The sequence below is a fragment of the Aestuariimicrobium ganziense genome (genome assembly GCF_015352975.1).
GTDB classification, from domain to species: domain Bacteria; phylum Actinomycetota; class Actinomycetes; order Propionibacteriales; family Propionibacteriaceae; genus Aestuariimicrobium; species Aestuariimicrobium ganziense.
Window position 1 is genome coordinate 12994 of sequence record NZ_JACYIZ010000008.1, and the last position, 18079, is coordinate 31072.

Here is an 18079-nt window from a genome sequence, read left to right on the forward strand (position 1 = left end):
GTCGTCCTCGTCACACCGGGAACAGGCCGTGCTTCTTGGGCACGCCGGTCTGCACCTTGGTCCGCAACACCTCGAGCGCACGGATCAACCGCGGACGGGTCTCGCGAGGCTCGATCACCTCATCGATCTGGCCCACGTTGGCGGCCTCGTAGGGGTTGTAGAACTTCTGCTTGTAGTCGGCGATGAACGTGGCCTCTTCGGCCGCCGGGTCGTCCGCCTCGGCGATCGCGCGCCGGTGCAGCAACCGGGCCGCACCCTCGGCGCCCATCACCGCGATCTGCGCCGACGGCCAGGCCAGCGCCACGTCGTTGTTCATCTGCTTCGACGACAGCGCCACGTACGAACCACCCATCGCCTTGCGGGTGACGATCGAGATCTTGGGCACCGTGGCCTGGCAGTAGGCGTAGATGATCTTGGCGCCGTGGCGGATGACGCCGTTGTACTCCTGCTCGACGCCGGGCAGGTAGCCGGGGCAGTCGACGAAGGTCACCAGCGGAATGTTGTAGGCGTCGCAGACGGTGATGTGGCGGGCGATCTTGTCAGAGGCGTTGATGTCGAGGCAGCCCGACATCACCGACGGCTGGTTGGCGATGATGCCCACCGAGTGCCCGCCCAGCCTGGCGAACCCGACGATCGCGTTGCCGGCGTAGTGGGCGTGCACCTCGAGGAACGAGTCGGTGTCGAAGATCAGCCCGATCACGTCGCGCATGTCGTAAGCGAGGTTGTCGTCGCCGGGGACGATGGTGTTGAGGGCGTCCTCCATGCGGTCGGGGTTGTCCATCGAGACGATCTCGGGGGCGTCCTCGTTGTTGTTCTGCGGCAGGTACGACAACAGCGTCTTGGTCATCCGCAGGGCCGAGTGCTCGTCCTCGGCCAGGAACTGGGCGACGCCGGAGTTGGTGTTGTGCACCCACGCGCCACCGAGTTGTTCGGCCGAGACCTCTTCGCCGGTGACGGTCTTGATGATGTCGGGGCCGGTCAAGAACATCGCCGAGGTCTTGTCGACCATGACGGTGAAGTCGGTGAGCGCGGGGCTGTAGACCGCACCACCGGCGCAAGGGCCCATGATCAGCGAGATCTGCGGGATCACGCCCGAGGCCTGCACGTTGCGGAAGAACACCTCGCCGTAAGCGGCCAGCGAGCGCACACCCTCCTGCACCCGGGCGCCGCCGGAGTCGTTGAGCCCGATCAGCGGGATGCCCGAGGCGATCGCCAGGTCCTGAATGCGCGAGATCTTGTTCGACTGCACCTCTGAGAACGAGCCACCCAGCACGGTGAAGTCCTGGGCGTAGACCGCGACCCGGCGTCCGTTCACCTTGCCGAAGCCGGTGATGATGCCGTCACCGGGATAGGTCGAGGCGTCGGAGCCGAAGTCGGAGTTCTGGCTGGTGGCCAGGGCGCCCAGTTCCTGGAAGGAGGCCTCGTCCAGCAGCAGGGCGAGCCGCTCCCGGGCGGTCATCTTCCCCTTGGCGTGCTGGGCCTCGATGCGCTTGGGCCCGCCTCCGGCGAGCGCCTGATCGCGCTTGACCCGCAACGTCGACAGCTGGTCCGCCATGGTTCCCCGTTCCGGTGGCTGTGCTTGCCCGGACGTCATCGTCCGGTGTTCTGGAAACTAGCAAAGCCGGTTGTGGCCGCCGACAGCGCCCCCGGCTCGACCCGCGCCGATCGCCACCGAGTGGTTGAGTGGTGCCATGACCACCACGCGCCCCACCCTGTCAGGCGACTTCGCCATGGTCTCGTCGACCCACCACCTGGCCACCGCCTCGGGAATGTCGGTGCTCGAGCGTGGTGGCAATGCCGTCGATGCGGCGGTGGCCACGGCGTTCACGCTGCACGTCGTCGAGCCGCACCTCAACGGACCCGGTGGCGATGCGCCGATCATCCTCAGCCTGCCCGGTGAGGACGAGCCGAGGGTGCTCTCGGGCCAGGGCTGGGCACCGGCGGGGGCGACGGCTGCCGCCTACCGTGACCTGGGGCTCGACCTGGTGCCCGGTACGGGTCCGCTGGCGGCTCCGGTGCCCGGTGCCGTGCCGGCCTGGCTCGTCCTGCTGCGCGACCACGGCACCTGGCGGCTGCGCGACGTGCTCGAGTACGCCATCGGACTGGCCGAGCGTGGGCACCATCCGCTGCCGCAGGTCACCCGCACGGTCGAGTCGGTGCGGGAGCTGTTCACCGAGCACTGGACGAGCTCTGCCGAGGTCTACCTGCCCCATGGACGAGCGGTCACCCCGGACGAGCGGCTGTGCAACCCGGTGCTGGCGGCCACCTGGCAGCGGCTGCTGGACGAGGCCGAGGCGGTCGGCCCTGACCGGGAGGCCCAGATCGACGCGGCGCTGCACTGCTGGAGCCAGGGCTTCATCGGTGAGGCGTTGGTCGCTGCCGCCGGACGGCTGGCGATGGATTCGTCCGGGTCAGCGCACTCGGGTTTCCTGAGCGGCGACGACCTCGTCGAGTGGCAGCCGGCCTGGGAGCGGCCGGTGAGCGCCTCGTGGGGGCCCTGGACGGTGCACAAGTGCGGACCGTGGTCACAGGGCCCAGTGTTCACCCAGCAACTCGACCTGCTGGGTGGAGTGGCGCCCGGTGAGCTCTCGACGCTGCCGTCAGGTGACTTCGACGCCGAAACGGTGCACCGCATCGTCGAGGGCGCCAAGCTGGCCTTCGCCGACCGCGAGGCCTGGTACGGCGACGGCGCCGACATCGGCTGGCTGGCCGACGCCGACCTCGTGGCCGCGCGTGGGGCGCTGGTGGGGGAGTCGTCGTCGCTGGAGTTCAGGCCCAGCGTGGTCGACGGACGGGAGCTGCGTCTGGCCGGCCACGTCGAGCGGTTGCTGGCCGGTGGGGTCTCGCGCGACCGCGTGGCGGGCGCGGGTGAGCCGACCGTGCAGACCCACGCCGACCCGGTGCCTGGGGCCGATGGCACGATGCCCGGTGACACCTGCCACCTCGACGTGGTCGACGCCTCGGGGATGATGGTCGCCGCGACCCCCTCGGGCGGCTGGCTGCAGTCGAACCCGGTTGTCCCCGAACTCGGCTTCCCGCTCGGCACCAGGCTGCAGATGATGTGGCTGGACGACGACCTGCCCAACTCACTGGTGCCGAGGCGTCGTCCCCGCACGACCCTGACCCCGAGCCTGGCCTGCTTCGAGGGACGCCCGACGATCGCCTTCGGCACCCCCGGCGGTGACCAGCAGGACCAGTGGAGCTTCCACCTGTTCGCCCGGCTGGCCAACGACTTCGACCGCACCGGGCGACTGGACCTGCAGCAGGCGATCGATGCCCCGAACTGGCACACCGAGCAGGTGGTCGGGTCGTTCTGGCCCAGGGAGTGGATCCCCAACCAGGTGGTGGTCGAGGCGCAGACGGACGAGTCGGTGGTCTCCGGTCTGCGCTCGCGCGGCCACGACGTGGTGGTGGCCCCGGCCTGGACCGAGGGCCGGCTGTGCGCGGTGGCCAGGCATCCCCGCACCGGACAGTTGCTCGCCGGCGCCACGCCCAGGGGAGTGCAGGCCTACGCCGCAGGGCGGTGAGCGGAACGGTCTGGGTGGTCGAGTAGGAGCGCCTGCGACGTGTCGAGACCGCTCATGCACGAGGGGGGACTCGCCCGCCACCGATCTCCACCCCATGGCGGATTCGCGACGAGCCCCGATCACGACAGACTGGAACCATGAGCGACGACAGGCACCTGCGGGTCGGCACCGCCCAGCGCGAGCACGCCCTCGAGCTCGTCCGCGAGGCAGCCGCCGATGGACGACTCGAGTACACCGAGCTGGATTCCCGGGTGGCGCGAGCGCTCGGCGCGGTCACCCGGGACGACCTGGCCATGGTGCTCGACGACCTGGTGCCGTCGGCCGACCTCGACCAGGTGCTCGGTGAGTCCCCGGCGCTCGGCGAGGGCCCGGGCTACCGGTGGGAGCGGCCGCTGGTGATCACCTCGGCCGTCGGCCAGACCCGGTTCGGTGGCGACTGGCTGGTTCCGCCCTTCCTCGAGGTGCACGCCAAGTGGAACCAGGCCAAGCTCGACTTCACCCACGCCCGCTCGGCGGGCCAGCTGATCGACCTGGTGCTGGTCGGTGGCTACGGCACCCTCGTCCTGATCGTCCCCGAGGGCTGGGGTGTGGACGTGTCGGCGGTGATGGCCGACCAGTCGTCCACGGTGACCAGTTCGGTGCCCACCCGCCCGACTGCTGGGCATCCCCGGATCGTGGTGCGTGGGCGCACCAGTTCGGGAGTGCGGGTGCGCCCGGCGTCGCGCTTCGACAAGTGGCAGGGGCGGCGCAAGCCCGCTCAGCCGCCGCCAGTTCCCCGCGCGGCGATCGAGGCCTGAGCGAATCCCTGGGGGGTCGAGCAGGAGCGCTCGCGCGACGTGTCGAGACGGCTGCGGGCGGATCAGACCGGCTTGGTCGCCACCATCAGGTCGCGGTTGATCGAGGAGTCGACCCGGTGAGCGAAGCCCAGCCAGGCGTCTCCGGTGCACACCTCGAGCCCGGCCTTCTCGAGCATCTCAGCGAGCGCCTCGCGAGTCAGCCCGTGGGTGTTCCACGACAGTCCGAGCGCCCCTCCGGCGCGCAACTGCCGTGACCAGACCGGGATCGCCTCGCCCAACAACCCCGCCGGAGACCGGTCGCGCTTGCCGGACACCCCGCGCACATCGGTCGACGATCCGTGCACCACGCCATAGGGGGCATCGGCCACGATCGCGTCGAAGCGCTTCTTGCCCCACAGCTTGGCCGAATCGCGGGTGTCGCCGGTGAACACGCCCATGGTCAGCGTGGGACGATCGGGCAGCCGCAGTTCGCCCTCGAACTTGCGTCCCAGGCTCTTGCCCTCGCGGCGCACCGGGACGAGGTCGGCGTTGTGCTTGAGGCGCTTGCGGCGAAGCCAGGTCTTGGCGTAGGCGCTCAACTGCTCCACCGACTTGGCGTCGCCCTCGACCCCGAAGCCGTGGTGGCCGAGCATCCACGCGGTGAACAGGGTGGTGCCTCGTCCGGCCAGAGGGTCGAGCACATCCAGCGGACGACCTTGCGCCTCAGTCCTGACCCGCGCCAGCGTCACGTTCAGCAGCAGCCGGGTGAACTGTTCGTTGGTCTTGCCGGGGTACTTGGGGATGGTGACCAGGTCGTCGTCCAGCCAGTCGACCTCGGGCAACGCGATCGGACGCAGCAACTCATCGTCCCCAGATCCGTCGTCGTCCCCGACCCGCTCGAACAGGGCCAGCCTCGCCGACTGGGTGGCCAACACCGCCAGCGCGGCCTCGTCCAACCCGTCGGCCTCGAACCCGAGGTGGACGACGCCGGCGATCGTGGTGGGCGCGACTTCGCGGGCGAAGGCGGCCGTCAGCGCCAGTTCGGACGCGGTGAGGGCAGCAGATTCCCCGGCGTAGACGCGGTTGGCGGCGGGGGCGAGCAGCAGGCTGTAGCGGGGCACGGAACTCAGTGCAGGTTCACGTGGTGGTGCTCGTACGGGGTGCCCTTGGCCCGCTCGATGCTGGCGTTGATCTCCTTCTCGGCCGCCTCGCGACCGGTCCAGGTGGCACCCTCGACCGACTTGCCGGGCTCGAGGTCCTTGTAGACGGTGAAGAAGTGCTCGATCTCGAGCAGCAGCAGTTCGGGCAGCGAGTCGATGTCGGTGATCAGGTTCTGGCGCTGGTCGGCGGTGGGAATGCAGACCACCTTGTCGTCACCGCCCATCTCGTCCTTCATCCGGAACATGGCGACGGCGCGGCACTCGATCAGGCACCCGGGGAAGGTGGGCTCGGGCACCAGCACGAGCGCGTCGAGCGGGTCACCGTCCTCACCGAGCGTGCCCTCGACGAAGCCGTAGTCGTAGGGGTACTGGGTCGAGGTGAACAGCGTCCGGTCCAGGCGGATGCGGCCGGTGTTGTGGTCCATCTCGTACTTGTTCTTGGTCCCCTTCGGGATCTCGATCGTGACGTCGAAGGTCAACCCCTCGGGTGCGGGGGCGAACTCGACTCGGGCGAAATCTTGGGTCACGTCGACGGCTCTCTATGATGGGGGCACTCGTCCAGAAGCGAGGATATCGCGTTGCGGGAGGTACCGGTGAGTCGAGCGGACGGGCGCCGTGGCCCCCTGCTGGGACTGTCGGTGCTGGCGATGGTGACCACTGTCATCATCATCGGCCTGATCGTCGGTGGCGGCCCCCTGCTCAACGCCACCTCACTGCGGGTCGACGGCGGTCGTCCCAGCATCGAGCCAAGTCTGTTCGCTCCGCCCACACCGACCCCGCTGCCGAGCGCCACCGGCGACGGCGTGATCGACGAACCCGACCCCGCGACCCCGTCGGCGAGCGTCGTCCCGGCCAGCCTGTCGGCCAAGCTCAAGGCGGTGCCGCGCGAACACGGTGGGACGAACGCGGTGCTGGTGATCGACCCGGCCACCGGCACGCCGCTGTACAGCGAGAACGCCGCCACCTCGATGATCCCGGCCTCGAACATGAAGACCTTGGTCGCACTCGCGGTGCTCGAGGAACTCGGCCCCGACGCCGAGTTCACCACCTCGGTCTCGCTGCAGGGCACCAGGGTGGTGCTGCGCGGCGGCGGCGACCCCTACCTCAGCCAGATCGGCCACCCCGCTCTCCAGGGCGGACCGACGCTGGTCGACCTCGCCACCCAGACCGCGACCGCCCTCAAGGCCGCCGGTGTCACCACCGTGACCCTGGCCGTGGACGACACGCTGTTCACCGGCCCGGCCTGGAACCCGGCCTGGCCGACCACCTACGGCGACCAGGTCACCCCGATCAGCGCCCTGATGGTCGACGGCGGACGCGTGCTGGACGCGCAGGGTCGTCCTGTCGTCGGCGCCCCGCGCGCCAAGGACGCCGCCCTCGACGCCGGCACCCGCTTCATCGCCCTGCTCACCGAGCGCGGCATCAAGGTCAACGGCAAACCCACCCGGGCCAAGGCCGCCGGAACCCAGATCGCCGAGGTCACCTCGCTGCCGCTGGAGGTGCTGGTCACCCGGATGATGGTGATCTCTGACAACACCGCCGCTGAGGTGCTGCTGCGCCAACTGGCCCTGGGCGCCGGCAAGCCCGGCTCGTTCGTCGGCGGCGCGCAGGCCCTGCAGCAGCAACTCACCGCCCTGAAGATCTGGCGCAAGGGCGCGGTCATCCAGGACGGCTCGGGCCTGAGTCGCGGCAACCGGGTCTCGGCCGAGATGCTCGGCGCGGCCTGGCTTCGGGTGAGCAGCACCGAGTCGGTGCGAGGGCTGCTGGTGGCCACCCCGGTGGCCGGCGTCTCGGGAACCTTGCGCGACCGCTTCTTCAACCCCGACGCCAAGGCCGGACGAGGCTGGGTGCACGCCAAGACCGGAACCCTGCGCGAGGTGTCGTCGTTGTCGGGCTGGACGGTCACCGCCGACGGGCAACCCGTGGTGCTCGTGCTGATCGTCAACAACTCCAAGAACGACTGGTTCGCCCGCACCTGGATTGACGCCTCGGCATCGGCGATCACCGGATGTGGCTGCCGATGAGCCAACTGAACTCCCTGCCCTGGATCGACTGGGGCACCGTCGAGGCGGTCGGGCACTCGATGGTGCCTCCGGGACCGCCGATGTCGGCGAGCGAACGCAGCGAGGTGGTGGACGAACTGCGCCGCGCCGCAGCCGCAGCCCCCGCACTGGTCGCCCAAGCAGCGGGGCTCGCCGACGTTGACGTGCGGGTCGCCGGTGACGCCGAGCGGGTGATCGACCGCCGCAGTTGGGTGAGCGTCAACGCCCTGTCGGCGCGGGCGATCGTCGAGTCCCTCGGGGTGCCGCGCCAGGCCCCGTCGCTGGCGCGCAAGGTGGCCGGACGAGCGATCGGTGCCCAGATCGGCGCCGCGTTCAGCCTGCTGGGACGACGCGTGCTCGGCCAGTACGACCCGTTCGGGCCGCGGCCGGGACTGGTGCTGGTGGCCCCCACCATCGTCGAGGTCGAACGGGCGCTCGGGGTGGTCCCCAGCGACTTCCGCACCTGGGTGTGCCTGCACGAACAGACCCACCGGGTGCAGTTCGCCACCGCCCCCTGGCTGCGCGAGCACCTGCTGTCGCTGGTGGGCCAGGTGCTCGCCGAGGAGAACGCGTCCGGCGACCGACTGGTCGATGTCGGGGTGCGGGCGATGCGGGGCGACCGCCGCGAACACTCCAACGGTGGTCTGCTCGACCTGGTGTCGGCTCCGGCGGCGGCCCAGACCCTCGACCGGGTGACCGCGGTGATGAGCCTGCTCGAGGGCCACGCCGACGTGATGATGGACCGGGCCGGGCCCGAGGTGATCGCCACCCTGCCCCGGATCCGGGCGAAGTTCGAACTGCGCCGCGACCAGGGCGGCTGGCAGGCCGCGCTGGGCAAGCTGCTCGGCATGGACGCCAAGATCGCCCAGTACCGCGACGGCGCCAAGTTCTGTCGCACCGTGGTCGACACGGTGGGGGTCGAGGGCTTCAATGCCGTCTGGCAAGGGCCTGAGTCGCTCCCGGACCGCGACGAGTTGGCCGACCCGAAGCGCTGGATGACCCGCATGGGGCTGTGATGGCCCGCCGCGAACTCGGACCTGCGGCGCTGCAGGTGGTGCAGGCCGTCCGCGGGCTGGTCGACGATGTGGCGAGCGCCAGCGGTGCCCCTCACGCCGATCGAGTAGCGAGCGCCAGCGAGCGTGTCGAGATCCCCACCCTCGTCCTCGGAGTCTCCGGCGGTGCCGACTCCATGGCCCTGGCCGCGGGCCTGGCGGCCACGCTCGAGCAGCGGCGGCGGGCCGGTCTGGGCATCCCCGACGTGCTGGCGGTGGTGGTCGACCACGGGCTGCAACCCGGCTCGGACGAGGTGGCCAGCACAGTCGCCGCGCGGGTCGAGGCGCTGGGTCTTGCCTGCCGTGTGGTCCGTGTCGAGGTGGCGACCGACTCCGGGATGGGGCTCGAGGCGGCGGCCCGCGGGGCCCGTCTGGCAGCGCTGCGAGAGGCGGCTGGGGGAGGGCTTGTCGTCCTCGGGCACACCCTGGACGACCAGGGCGAGACCGTGCTGCTCGGCCTGGCCCGCGGCTCGGGCACCCGCTCGCTGGCCGGCATCGCCGAACGTGCCGGCGACCTGGTCAGGCCATTGCTCGGCCTGCCCCGGACGGCCACCGTGCAGGCCTGTCGTGAGTGGGGCATCGACGTCTGGGACGACCCGCACAACACCGATCCGCGCTTCCTGCGCTCCCGGGTGCGCCACGAACTGATGCCGGTGCTGAACGAGGTGCTCGGCCCCGGTGTCGCCAAGGCGCTCGCCCGCACGGCGACCCTGGCTGCTCAGGACGCCGACGCCCTCGACGTCTGGGCCGCCGACCACCTTCCTGACGGCGACGTGCTGCCGGTGGCCACCCTCGAGGCGCTGCCACCAGCGGTCGCCAGCCGCGTGCTGCGGGCCTGGTTGCTGGCATGCGGAGCCACCGAGGTGAACCACGACCACACCGCTTCGGCGCTCGCCCTGGTCACGCACTGGCGCGGACAAGGACCGATCAGCCTGCCCGGCCTGTTCGTGCAGCGCAGTGATGGCGGGCTGCTCGCATCCCCGTCGAGCGTTCGGTGATGGTTTCGTGCCACGCGATGGGCGGAATCGCCGAAATCTGGGTCAAATCTCGGATCGCGTGGCACGAAACCATCAGCCCGCTCGGTTGACCCCACCGACGGCGTGTTGGCCATCGTCGCTCGCTAGGGTTGACCCGTGGATGCTGCTGACCTGAGCCAGGACCTGTCCGAAGTGCTGCACACCCGCGAGGCGATCGACCAGCGCCTCGTCGAGTTGGCCGCCCAGATCGACTCCGACTACGCCGGACGCGACCTGCTGCTGGTCGGTGTGCTCAACGGCGCGGTCATGGTGATGGCCGACCTGAGTCGCAGCCTCAAGAGCCACTGCACGATGGACTGGATGGCGATCAGCTCCTACGGCTCGGGCACCAAGAGCTCCGGCGTGGTGCGCATCCTCAAGGACCTCACCACCGACATCTCGGGCAAGCACGTGCTGATCGTCGAGGACATCCTCGACACCGGCCTCACGCTGAGCTACCTGGTGCACAACCTGAAGTCGCGCGAGCCCGCCTCGATCGAGGTGATGACCATGTTCCGCAAGCCCGAGGCCGCCACCACCGACGTCGACGTGAAGTACGTCGGCTTCGACATCCCCAACAAGTTCGTCATCGGCTACGGACTCGACTACGCCGGCCGCTACCGCAACCTGCGCGACGTCGGCGTGCTGTCACCCCACGTCTACGAGTGACTCACGTCTACGAGTGACCTCACGGCAGCGGCAGGCGCTTCATCACGTGTGAGCTGTAGACGTTGCTGACCACCTGACCCTCGAGCCACTCGGTCAGCCGCGCCGCCTGCGCGTCGATCAACCGCCTCTGGTCGGCGGTGACCTTCTCGAGCAGCACCACCTCGACGCGACCGGCCTCGTCCTGCACCCAGCCACCGACGATGCGACCGTCGACCCAGACGGTCGTGCAGCCGTTGCCGACCGTGTCGAACAGGTACGGCACGTGCTCGCGCGGCAGGTACCAGTCGCGGCCGCGCCATCCCATCGTCGTCGGGTCGAGCACAGGCAACAGCGACGCCCACGGCCCCACGGCCTCGGCCGTCTCGCCCGGGCGTTCGTCCACGTCGTCGGGCAGCACCCAGGCCACCTCGCCCGACCCCAGCGCCACCTGCACCGCCCCGACGTCGGCCAGTGCCTGCCGCACGGCGGCCTTCGTGCCTCCCAGCCACCAGACCAGGTCGGCCTCGGTGCCCGGGGCGAAGGTGGCCAGCCAACGCCGCACGATCTCGGCGTACCCGGCCTGCGAGTCCCAAGCAGCAGGCACCTCACCCAACCAGGTCTGCATCGAGGTCCAGCGCGGACGTGACACCCGCCAGCCGCCTGCGTTCTCGCCACGGACGATGCGTCCCTGCACACCCATCAGCGTCAGCACGTTCGGCGCGATCGAGCCACGGCTGGCATAGCTCTTTCCGACGGCGCGATCGACCATTCCCGACAACTCGACCAGCGCTTCGCGCAGTTTCGCGGCCTGGTGGGCCGAGCCATCGGCCAGGTGCGCCTCGACCGCCGCAAAGGCCCGCTCCAGGTGGGCAGGCCCGTCGTCGGCGATTCCGGCGCTCTCGATCTCCTTGGCCAACCGTTTGTACTCCGCGACAGCCACCCGGGCGCTCGCGCTGCCCCACAGGGCGGGCAGCAGGTCGCGGGGCGCCACGAACATCGTCCGACGCATCGCCAACTGCTTGACGATCGAGCGCTCCCGGTAGAGCGCGTGCTCGACGTCGTCGATGCTGACGCCCTCGGTGCGGGCCTGCACCGACAGGTGCACCGTCGACGGTTCGGTGGCGTGCAACACCGTCATCGCCCGGGTCGCCTCGAGCGGTCCGGCCGCCCGGTGGTCGGGGTGCAGTCCGTGGCGGACGGCGAGTCGGCGGCGGCGTTCGGCATCGGTGACCAGGCGCATGGACGAATCCTGCCGTAGCCGGGTTCGTCCGCCACGCGAACCAGCCCGAGGCAGGCCGGCACCACCGTGACGAACCACGCCCCGATAGCTTCGCCGAGGGCGTGGCTACGAGCCCCGATGGGTTCACACCCCGCTGGTAGCCTTGACCTGCTCAGCGTCACCGCAGCGACGCTCCCACGCACAAGGCAGGCAATGAAGACCCCGTCGAAGCTCATCCGCAACCCCTTCATCTGGATCCTCATGGTGATGTTGCTGGTCATCGGTGCGATGAACCTGGCCTCGCGCTCCACCGGCTTCAAGGAGGTGCCCACCTCTGAGGCGGTCTCGCTGATCACCGGCACCGAGAAGCTCAAGGAAGTCGTGCTGATCGACGGTGAGCAGGCGATTCGGATCACCAAGGACGACGGCACCAAGGTGCGCTCGACCTGGGTGGGGCAGCAGTCGACCGACCTGGTCACCGCGCTGAACAAGCGCGTGGCCGACAAGACCATCGAGGTCTGGCGGGGTGAGAACCCCAAGCCGGGCATCCTCACGACGCTGCTCTACAACCTGCTGCCGATCCTGCTGCTGATCCTGGGCTTCTTCTTCATCATGAACCTGGTGCAGGGCGGCGCCGGTGGCGGACGAGGCGTGATGGGCTTCGGCAAGTCGAGGGCCAAGATCGCCACCAAGGACACCCCGCAGACCACCTTCGCCGACGTCGCCGGTTGTGAGGAGGCGATCGAGGAGCTCCAGGAGATCCGCGAGTTCCTCTCCGACCCGCCCAAGTTCCAGCGCGTCGGTGCCAAGATCCCCAAGGGCGTGCTGCTCTACGGCCCGCCCGGAACCGGCAAGACCCTGCTCGCCCGCGCTGTGGCCGGCGAGGCCGGGGTGCCGTTCTTCTCGATCTCGGGCTCGGACTTCGTCGAGATGTTCGTCGGCGTCGGTGCCAGCCGTGTGCGCGACCTGTTCGAGCAGGCCAAGGAGGCGGCTCCGGCGATCGTGTTCATCGACGAGATCGACGCGGTCGGACGCCACCGCGGCGCCGGCATGGGTGGCGGTCACGACGAGCGCGAGCAGACCCTCAACCAGTTGCTGGTCGAGATGGACGGTTTCGACGTGCGTGGCGGGGTCATCCTGATCGCGGCCACCAACCGTCCCGACGTGCTCGACCCGGCGCTGCTTCGTCCGGGACGATTCGACCGCCAGATCGGTGTCGAGGCCCCCGACCTCAAGGGACGCCACCAGATCCTGCGAGTGCACGCCAAGGGCAAGCCGATGGCCGAGGACGTCGACCTGGAGTCGGTGGCCCGCCGCACCCCCGGATTCACCGGCGCCGACCTGGCCAATGTGCTCAACGAGGCCGCCCTGCTCACCGCCCGGCTCGACCTGCCACTGATCGGCAACCGTGAACTGGACGAGGCGATCGACCGCGTGCTCGCCGGCCCGCAGAAGCGCACCCGGTTGATGAACGAGCACGAGCTGTTGGTCACCGCCTACCACGAGGGCGGCCACGCCCTGGTCGCCGCGGCGATGCCCGGCACCGACCCGGTGCAGAAGATCACCATCCTTCCGCGAGGACGAGCACTCGGCTACACGATGGTGATGCCTGACAACGACAGGTACTCCCAGACCCGAGGCCAGTTGCTCGACCAGATGGCCTACATGATGGGCGGACGAGCGGCCGAGGAGCTGATCTTCCACGACCCCTCGACCGGTGCCGGCAACGACATCGAGAAGGCCACCAAGGTGGCCCGGGCGATGGTCACCCAGTACGGCATGAGCGACCGGCTGGGGACGATCCAGCTCGGCGGTGGCGACACCGAACCGTTCCTGGGCATGGCGGCCGGCTCGGGTCCCCGGGTCGACTACTCCGACGCGACTGCCACCATCATCGATGAGGAGATGAACAAGCTGCTCGAGACCGCCCACCAGGAGGCGTTCGAGGTGCTCGAGGCCAACCGCGACGTGCTGGACGAACTGGTGCGCCAGTTGCTGGTCAAGGAGACCCTGCAGAAGGCCGAGGTCGCCGAGATCTTCACCGACCTCAAGCGTTGGCCCTCGCGCGGCGCCTGGACCGGCTCCGAGAAGCGGGTGCCGTCGTCCGAACCGCCTGTCGAGATGCCGGAGCGCCCGGTGCAGCCGGCCCTGTCGCCCGGCAGCGGCAGCGAGCCGCAGCCCGCCGGTGGCACTCAGCTGCCGCCCGGGCACACCCCGCCGAGCACCCCGCCCAGCGACCCCTACGCCAATCCGATGCCGGGTGGCTGGGGTGGCGACCCCTACCGACAGCCGCCGATCGGTGGCCAACCCCCGCAGGGTCCGCCCTCGGGACCATGGGGAGCGCCCGGCACCCCGGGTCAGCCCGGCACCGGCCTGCCCGGCGGTGGCCACCCCGGTGAGGACGGTCCGCTGCCGCCGAACAACCCGTGGGGTCCGCCTCCCGGCCAGGGTCCGCAGGGCCCGGGAATCTCTCGCTGAGGCCGATGATGGCCTCCGACCTGCCGCGCGGCGAGTCGCCCGGCTCTGAGCAGCCCAGATTCGATCTGGCGCGCATTGAGGCCGCCGTTCGCGAGATCCTGCTGGCGATCGGTGAGGACCCCGATCGTGACGGGCTGCGCGACACCCCAGCCCGGGTGGCCAAGTCGTACCAGGAGATCCTGTCGGGCCTTCACCAGGACGCCGGTGAGTTGTTGGCGACCACCTTCGACATCGCCCACGACGAGATGGTGCTGGTGCGCGACATCGAACTGTGGAGCCTGTGCGAGCACCACCTGCTGCCCTTCACCGGGGTGGCGCACGTGGCCTACATCCCCAACCGTGAGGGTCGGGTCACCGGGCTGAGCAAGCTGGCCCGGCTGGTCGACCTGTTCGCCAAGCGGCCCCAGGTGCAGGAGCGGCTCACCACCCAGGTCGCCGACGCCCTGGTCGAGCACCTGCAGGTGCGCGGCGCGCTGGTGGTGATCGAGGCCGAGCACCAGTGCATGACCATGCGTGGGGTCCGCAAGCCTGGTTCACGGACAACCACCTCGGCGGTGCGCGGCATGCTGCGCGACCCGGCCACCCGCGCCGAGGCCATGGCCCTGATCAACTCACCGCGATGACCGACCGCACCCTCGTCATGGCGGTGCTCAACGTCACCCCCGACTCCTTCTCCGACGGGGGACGTTGGCTCGACGCCGAACGCGCCGTCGACCACGGGCTCGACCTGGTCGCCCAGGGCGCCGACATCATCGACGTCGGCGGGGAGTCCACCCGCCCGGGCGCGCATCGTCCGAGCTTGGACGAGGAACTCAACCGCGTCGTCCCGGTGGTGGCAGCCCTCTCGGGCCAGGGGGTGACGGTGTCGGTCGACACCATGCGCGCCGCCGTCGCCGAGGCCTCGATCGCCGCCGGTGCCGCGATCATCAACGACGTCTCGGGTGGGCTCGCCGACCCCGACATGCTGGCCACTGTTGCCGGGGCCGACGTCGACTACATCGCCATGCACTGGCGCGGCCACGGTGAGGTGATGAACGCCAACGCCCGCTACCTCGACGTGGTCGCCGAGGTGCTCGACGAACTGGTCGATCGGCGCGACGCCGCACTCGCAGCCGGCGTCGCCCCCGAGCGGCTCGTCCTCGACCCCGGGTACGGGTTCGCCAAGGACGCCGAGCACAACTGGGCGCTGCTCCGCGCACAGGAGCAGTTCCTCGATCTGGGGCACCGGCTGCTGGTCGGGGTGTCACGCAAGCGATTCCTCGGTGAACTCTTGGCGGACGAGCACGGTCCCAGGCCCGCGGATGAACGCGACGATGCCACAGTGGCCCTGACCACCCACAGTGCGTTGCAGGGGGTCTGGGCGGTGCGCACACACACCGCGCGGGCCCACCGTGACGCGGTCGAAGTTGTGGCCCGACTACGCCGGACGCCCTGACCAGACCGTTCTCGGGTATGGTCGGCGCGTCGTGAACGACACGACGCACAGGACGTGGTGGACGAGAGTGGAGGTGGCATGGTCGAGCCGGTGTGGATCACCCTGACCGGGCTGCGTGCCGTTGGTCACCACGGGGTCTACGAGCACGAGCGTCGCGACGGCCAGGAGTTCGTCGTCGACCTGCGCCTCGAGGTTGCGGTCGACACGTCGGCCGACCAGATCGAGGGCACCGTGCACTACGGCGAGGTGGCCGAGGCCGTCGTCGCCGACGTCACCGGCTCACCGGTTGACCTGATCGAGACGCTGGCCGGCCGCATCGCCGACACCTGCCTCGCGTTCGAGCCGGTGACCACGGTCGAGGTCGTCGTCCACAAGCCGCAGGCGCCGATCACGGTGGCCTTCGACGACGTGTCGGTCAGCCTCGTCCGCAGCAGGCCCCTCGTCCGGAGCAAGTGTGAGGAGCAGCATGAACACCCCCGTTGACGTCGACACCCTCGGCAACCTGCGACCGATCAGCAAGGTCGTGTTCAGTCTGGGTAGCAATGTCGGCGACAGTCTCGAGATCCTGCAGGCAGCGGTGACCGAACTGGCGCAGACCCCTGACCTGATTCCGGTCGACCTGTCGAGCGTCTACGTGACCGAGCCGGTGGGGCCGGTGACCGACCAGCCTGACTTCTACAACTTGGTGATGGTCGCCGAGACGACGCTCGAACCGATGACCCTGCTCGACCGGGTGCTCGCGCTCGAGGAGGCCTTCGGTCGTCAGCGTGAGGTCGCGGGTGGTCCGCGCACGCTCGACATCGACCTGATCATGGTCGGCAAGCGCGAACGTGCGGACGAGCGGCTGGTGCTGCCGCATCCGCACGCCCACGAGCGTGCCTTCGTGCTGGTGCCCTGGCTCGAGGCCGACCCGCTGGGGGAACTGCCCGGCGTGGGACCGATTGCAGATCTGCTGGTGGAGTTGGACACTTCGGGTGTGCGCAAGATCGATGAGGTCATCGAGTTCCCGTGACCCGGGTGTTCGACGAGGAGCAGGGACCTGCTCCTGATCCCAAGCCGACCCCTGAGGGACCTCGGCTCGGATTGACCACGCCCAAGTTGCTGGCGGTGGCCGCGCTGAGCGGCGCGGTGGTGGGCTGGTTCGTGGTCGAGACCTTCGAACTGCTCGGACGAACCGTGCCGGTCACACCCTGGTCGATGTCGCTGGTGCTGCTGGTGATCGGGGCGCTGGCGTCAGTGGCCGCCGTGGTGGTCAGCCGACGAGCCGGGACGCCCGGGGCGCTGGACCCCTCATCGGCGGTCTCGGCCCTGGTGTTGGGCAAGACGATCGTGCTCAGTGGTGCCCTGCTGGCCGGGGGGCACCTCGCCTACGCGCTCACCCAGGTCGGGCAGTGGGACGCGCCCCTGCCCCGCCAGCGAGTGCTATGGGGACTGGTCGCCGTGGTCTGCGCAGGGCTCTTCGCCGTGGGTGGCTGGCGACTCGAGAAGGCGTGCTGGGTCGATCCCGGCGCGGACGAGCCCGAGGACGCCGCCTGAGTGTTTCCACGCTGGTCGAGTGGGTCGCGAGGGACGAGCGACCGTGTCGAGACCGTGTCCGTGTACACGTGGGACATGGCTCATCGAGTGGCTGGTCGAGTGGGTCATGAGGCCCGAGGGCGAGATCTTCCACCCCGGTCCGAGGTCGCGTGCGCAGTTCTTCCCGGTGCCCTCGGTCATGGACGCGCCGCCCTTGGCTCCGGTCGGGTTCTCGGCGCTGATCGAGCGGGTGGTGACGCGGCCCAGGCCTCGTCCCAGCTTGCTGCCGTGCAGGTGCGGTGCCGACGACATCTCGGGCTCCTTCGTGGTGGGCGTCCAGCAGACCTCTCCAGCCTCGCCGATCGATGGCGATTCGTGGCGTGAAATGCACCGAACACCGGCAGTTTCACGCCATGGATGCGCCAGTGGCTGCAGCTTTGTGAACGCAGGATGATGATTTGCTGAGCTCTCCGAGTGGCTCGGCGAGTTCGCGGGTGCCACCGCCTAGGGTGGGCCCCGTGAGTGCCAAGCATGTTGCCCCCCTGTCCGTCGAGCGTCGCGCGATCTTGGTCGTGCTGCTGGTCGCCGCCCTGGTCGGGGTGCTGACCATCTTCGGTCCCGCCTGGCTGGTGCGGGTCGGTCTGGTCATTGCGCTCGCCGGTGCAGCGGCTGCGGTCTGGCTGGCCTTCACCGAGATGTCGCGCATGGAGGTGCTGCACCGCCGCGAGCTCAAGGCCGTCAAGGCTGTTGCCGCTGCCGCTGCCGCCGCGCACCACACCGAGTCGATGGAGATGATCGGCACCTTCCAGGCCCGGTCGCGCGCCCACACCGCCCAGCTCGACGGCATCCGCTCCGAGCTCGCCTCGACCCAGCAGGAGCTGTCGACGGTGCGTGGCAACCTGCTCTCTGCCCGCAACGAGGCCGACCTGCGCCGCACCCAGCTGGACGAGTTGCAGGCCCAGCTCGAGTCCGAGCGCGCGCTGGTCGCCGAGCTCCGTGCCGCAGCCGCCGAGCAGGCCGCGAGCGATGAGCCCACCACCGAGGCCGAGCTGGTCACCCTGCCGCGCCGCGTCGTGTCGCGCCGCGTGCACGCAGCCGAACTGCCCACCGCCGCCGAGCTGTGGGCCGACGGTGACCACCCGACCCTGGCCGGCGAGGCGCTCTCTCACCTGCCTGAGGTGATCGCCCGGCAGGCCTGACCGCCTCGAGCC

At 69.9% G+C, this 18079-nt stretch carries 17 protein-coding genes; 13 read left to right on the top strand and 4 right to left on the bottom strand.

The window, feature by feature from the left end; all coding sequences use genetic code 11:
- Nucleotides 1-10: 10 nt before the first annotated feature.
- On the bottom strand, nt 11-1555 hold the full coding sequence (locus tag IE660_RS13620; RefSeq protein ID WP_235998087.1) for an acyl-CoA carboxylase subunit beta: 1545 nt from the start codon (nt 1553-1555) through the stop codon (nt 11-13).
- A 136-nt stretch (nt 1556-1691) separates the two neighbouring features.
- Between IE660_RS13620 and IE660_RS13625 the strand changes: the two genes are divergently transcribed.
- Together IE660_RS13625 and IE660_RS16225 are read left to right on the top strand one after the other, a co-directional pair.
- Nucleotides 1692-3527 carry a gamma-glutamyltransferase family protein gene (locus IE660_RS13625; protein WP_203568927.1) on the top strand — a complete coding sequence of 612 codons (1836 nt, stop codon included), beginning with the start codon at nt 1692-1694 and terminating at the stop codon, nt 3525-3527.
- 137 nt (nt 3528-3664) lie between these two features.
- The gene (locus IE660_RS16225) at nt 3665-4324 is read left to right on the top strand and encodes a DUF1707 SHOCT-like domain-containing protein (protein ID WP_203568928.1); all 660 of its coding nucleotides are present in this window, start codon (nt 3665-3667) and stop codon (nt 4322-4324) included.
- 62 nt (nt 4325-4386) lie between these two features.
- On the opposite strand, the gene IE660_RS13635 is transcribed toward IE660_RS16225, so the two are convergent.
- Entirely contained in the window at nt 4387-5433 is a 1047-nt protein-coding gene (locus IE660_RS13635; RefSeq protein WP_207731132.1) for a TRM11 family SAM-dependent methyltransferase, read from the bottom strand.
- Nucleotides 5430-5990: an inorganic diphosphatase gene (locus tag IE660_RS13640; protein WP_328701963.1), complete on the bottom strand. Its 561-nt coding sequence runs from the start codon at nt 5988-5990 to the stop codon at nt 5430-5432. Before IE660_RS13640 ends, IE660_RS13635 begins: the two co-directional genes overlap by 4 nt.
- 66 nt (nt 5991-6056) lie before the next feature.
- Between IE660_RS13640 and dacB the strand changes: the two genes are divergently transcribed.
- The 4 genes from dacB to hpt all read left to right on the top strand — a co-directional run bounded on the left by dacB (nt 6057) and on the right by hpt (nt 10242).
- Nucleotides 6057-7487: a D-alanyl-D-alanine carboxypeptidase/D-alanyl-D-alanine endopeptidase gene (gene dacB, locus IE660_RS13645; protein ID WP_328701964.1), complete on the top strand. Its 1431-nt coding sequence runs from the start codon at nt 6057-6059 to the stop codon at nt 7485-7487.
- A complete protein-coding gene (locus IE660_RS13650; protein WP_203568930.1) occupies nt 7484-8521 on the top strand; it encodes a zinc-dependent metalloprotease in 1038 nt (345 codons plus the stop codon). The genes dacB and IE660_RS13650 overlap by 4 nt, the downstream gene beginning before the upstream one ends.
- Nucleotides 8521-9555 (top strand): tRNA lysidine(34) synthetase TilS, encoded by a 1035-nt coding sequence (tilS, locus tag IE660_RS13655; protein WP_203568931.1) that lies wholly within the window; start codon nt 8521-8523, stop codon nt 9553-9555. The genes IE660_RS13650 and tilS overlap by 1 nt, the downstream gene beginning before the upstream one ends.
- A 135-nt stretch (nt 9556-9690) precedes the next feature.
- Nucleotides 9691-10242, top strand: coding sequence for a hypoxanthine phosphoribosyltransferase (hpt, locus tag IE660_RS13660; protein ID WP_203568932.1), 552 nt, complete (start codon nt 9691-9693; stop codon nt 10240-10242).
- A 19-nt stretch (nt 10243-10261) separates the two neighbouring features.
- Here the strand turns inward: hpt and IE660_RS13665 are convergent, their stop codons facing one another.
- Entirely contained in the window at nt 10262-11461 is a 1200-nt protein-coding gene (locus IE660_RS13665) for a winged helix DNA-binding domain-containing protein (protein WP_203568933.1), read from the bottom strand.
- Between the two features lie 192 nt (nt 11462-11653).
- On the opposite strand from IE660_RS13665, the gene ftsH reads away from it, so the two are divergent.
- From ftsH to IE660_RS13700, 7 genes are all read left to right on the top strand, one after another.
- Complete coding sequence (gene ftsH, locus IE660_RS13670) at nt 11654-13918, top strand: ATP-dependent zinc metalloprotease FtsH (protein ID WP_203568934.1); 2265 nt, start codon at nt 11654-11656, stop codon at nt 13916-13918.
- An 8-nt stretch (nt 13919-13926) separates the two neighbouring features.
- The gene (gene folE / locus IE660_RS13675; protein WP_203569028.1) at nt 13927-14541 is read left to right on the top strand and encodes a GTP cyclohydrolase I FolE; all 615 of its coding nucleotides are present in this window, start codon (nt 13927-13929) and stop codon (nt 14539-14541) included.
- Nucleotides 14538-15353 (top strand): dihydropteroate synthase, encoded by an 816-nt coding sequence (gene folP / locus IE660_RS13680; protein WP_203568935.1) that lies wholly within the window; start codon nt 14538-14540, stop codon nt 15351-15353. Before folE ends, folP begins: the two co-directional genes overlap by 4 nt.
- Nucleotides 15354-15431: 78 nt before the next feature.
- Nucleotides 15432-15836 carry a dihydroneopterin aldolase gene (folB, locus tag IE660_RS13685; protein WP_203568936.1) on the top strand — a complete coding sequence of 135 codons (405 nt, stop codon included), beginning with the start codon at nt 15432-15434 and terminating at the stop codon, nt 15834-15836.
- A complete protein-coding gene (folK, locus tag IE660_RS13690; protein WP_203568937.1) occupies nt 15820-16365 on the top strand; it encodes a 2-amino-4-hydroxy-6-hydroxymethyldihydropteridine diphosphokinase in 546 nt (181 codons plus the stop codon). Before folB ends, folK begins: the two co-directional genes overlap by 17 nt.
- The gene (locus IE660_RS13695) at nt 16362-16889 is read left to right on the top strand and encodes a DUF3180 domain-containing protein (RefSeq protein WP_203568938.1); all 528 of its coding nucleotides are present in this window, start codon (nt 16362-16364) and stop codon (nt 16887-16889) included. Before folK ends, IE660_RS13695 begins: the two co-directional genes overlap by 4 nt.
- A 497-nt stretch (nt 16890-17386) precedes the next feature.
- Nucleotides 17387-18067, top strand: coding sequence for a hypothetical protein (locus tag IE660_RS13700; RefSeq protein ID WP_203568939.1), 681 nt, complete (start codon nt 17387-17389; stop codon nt 18065-18067).
- The last annotated feature ends 12 nt before the right edge of the window (nt 18068-18079 follow it).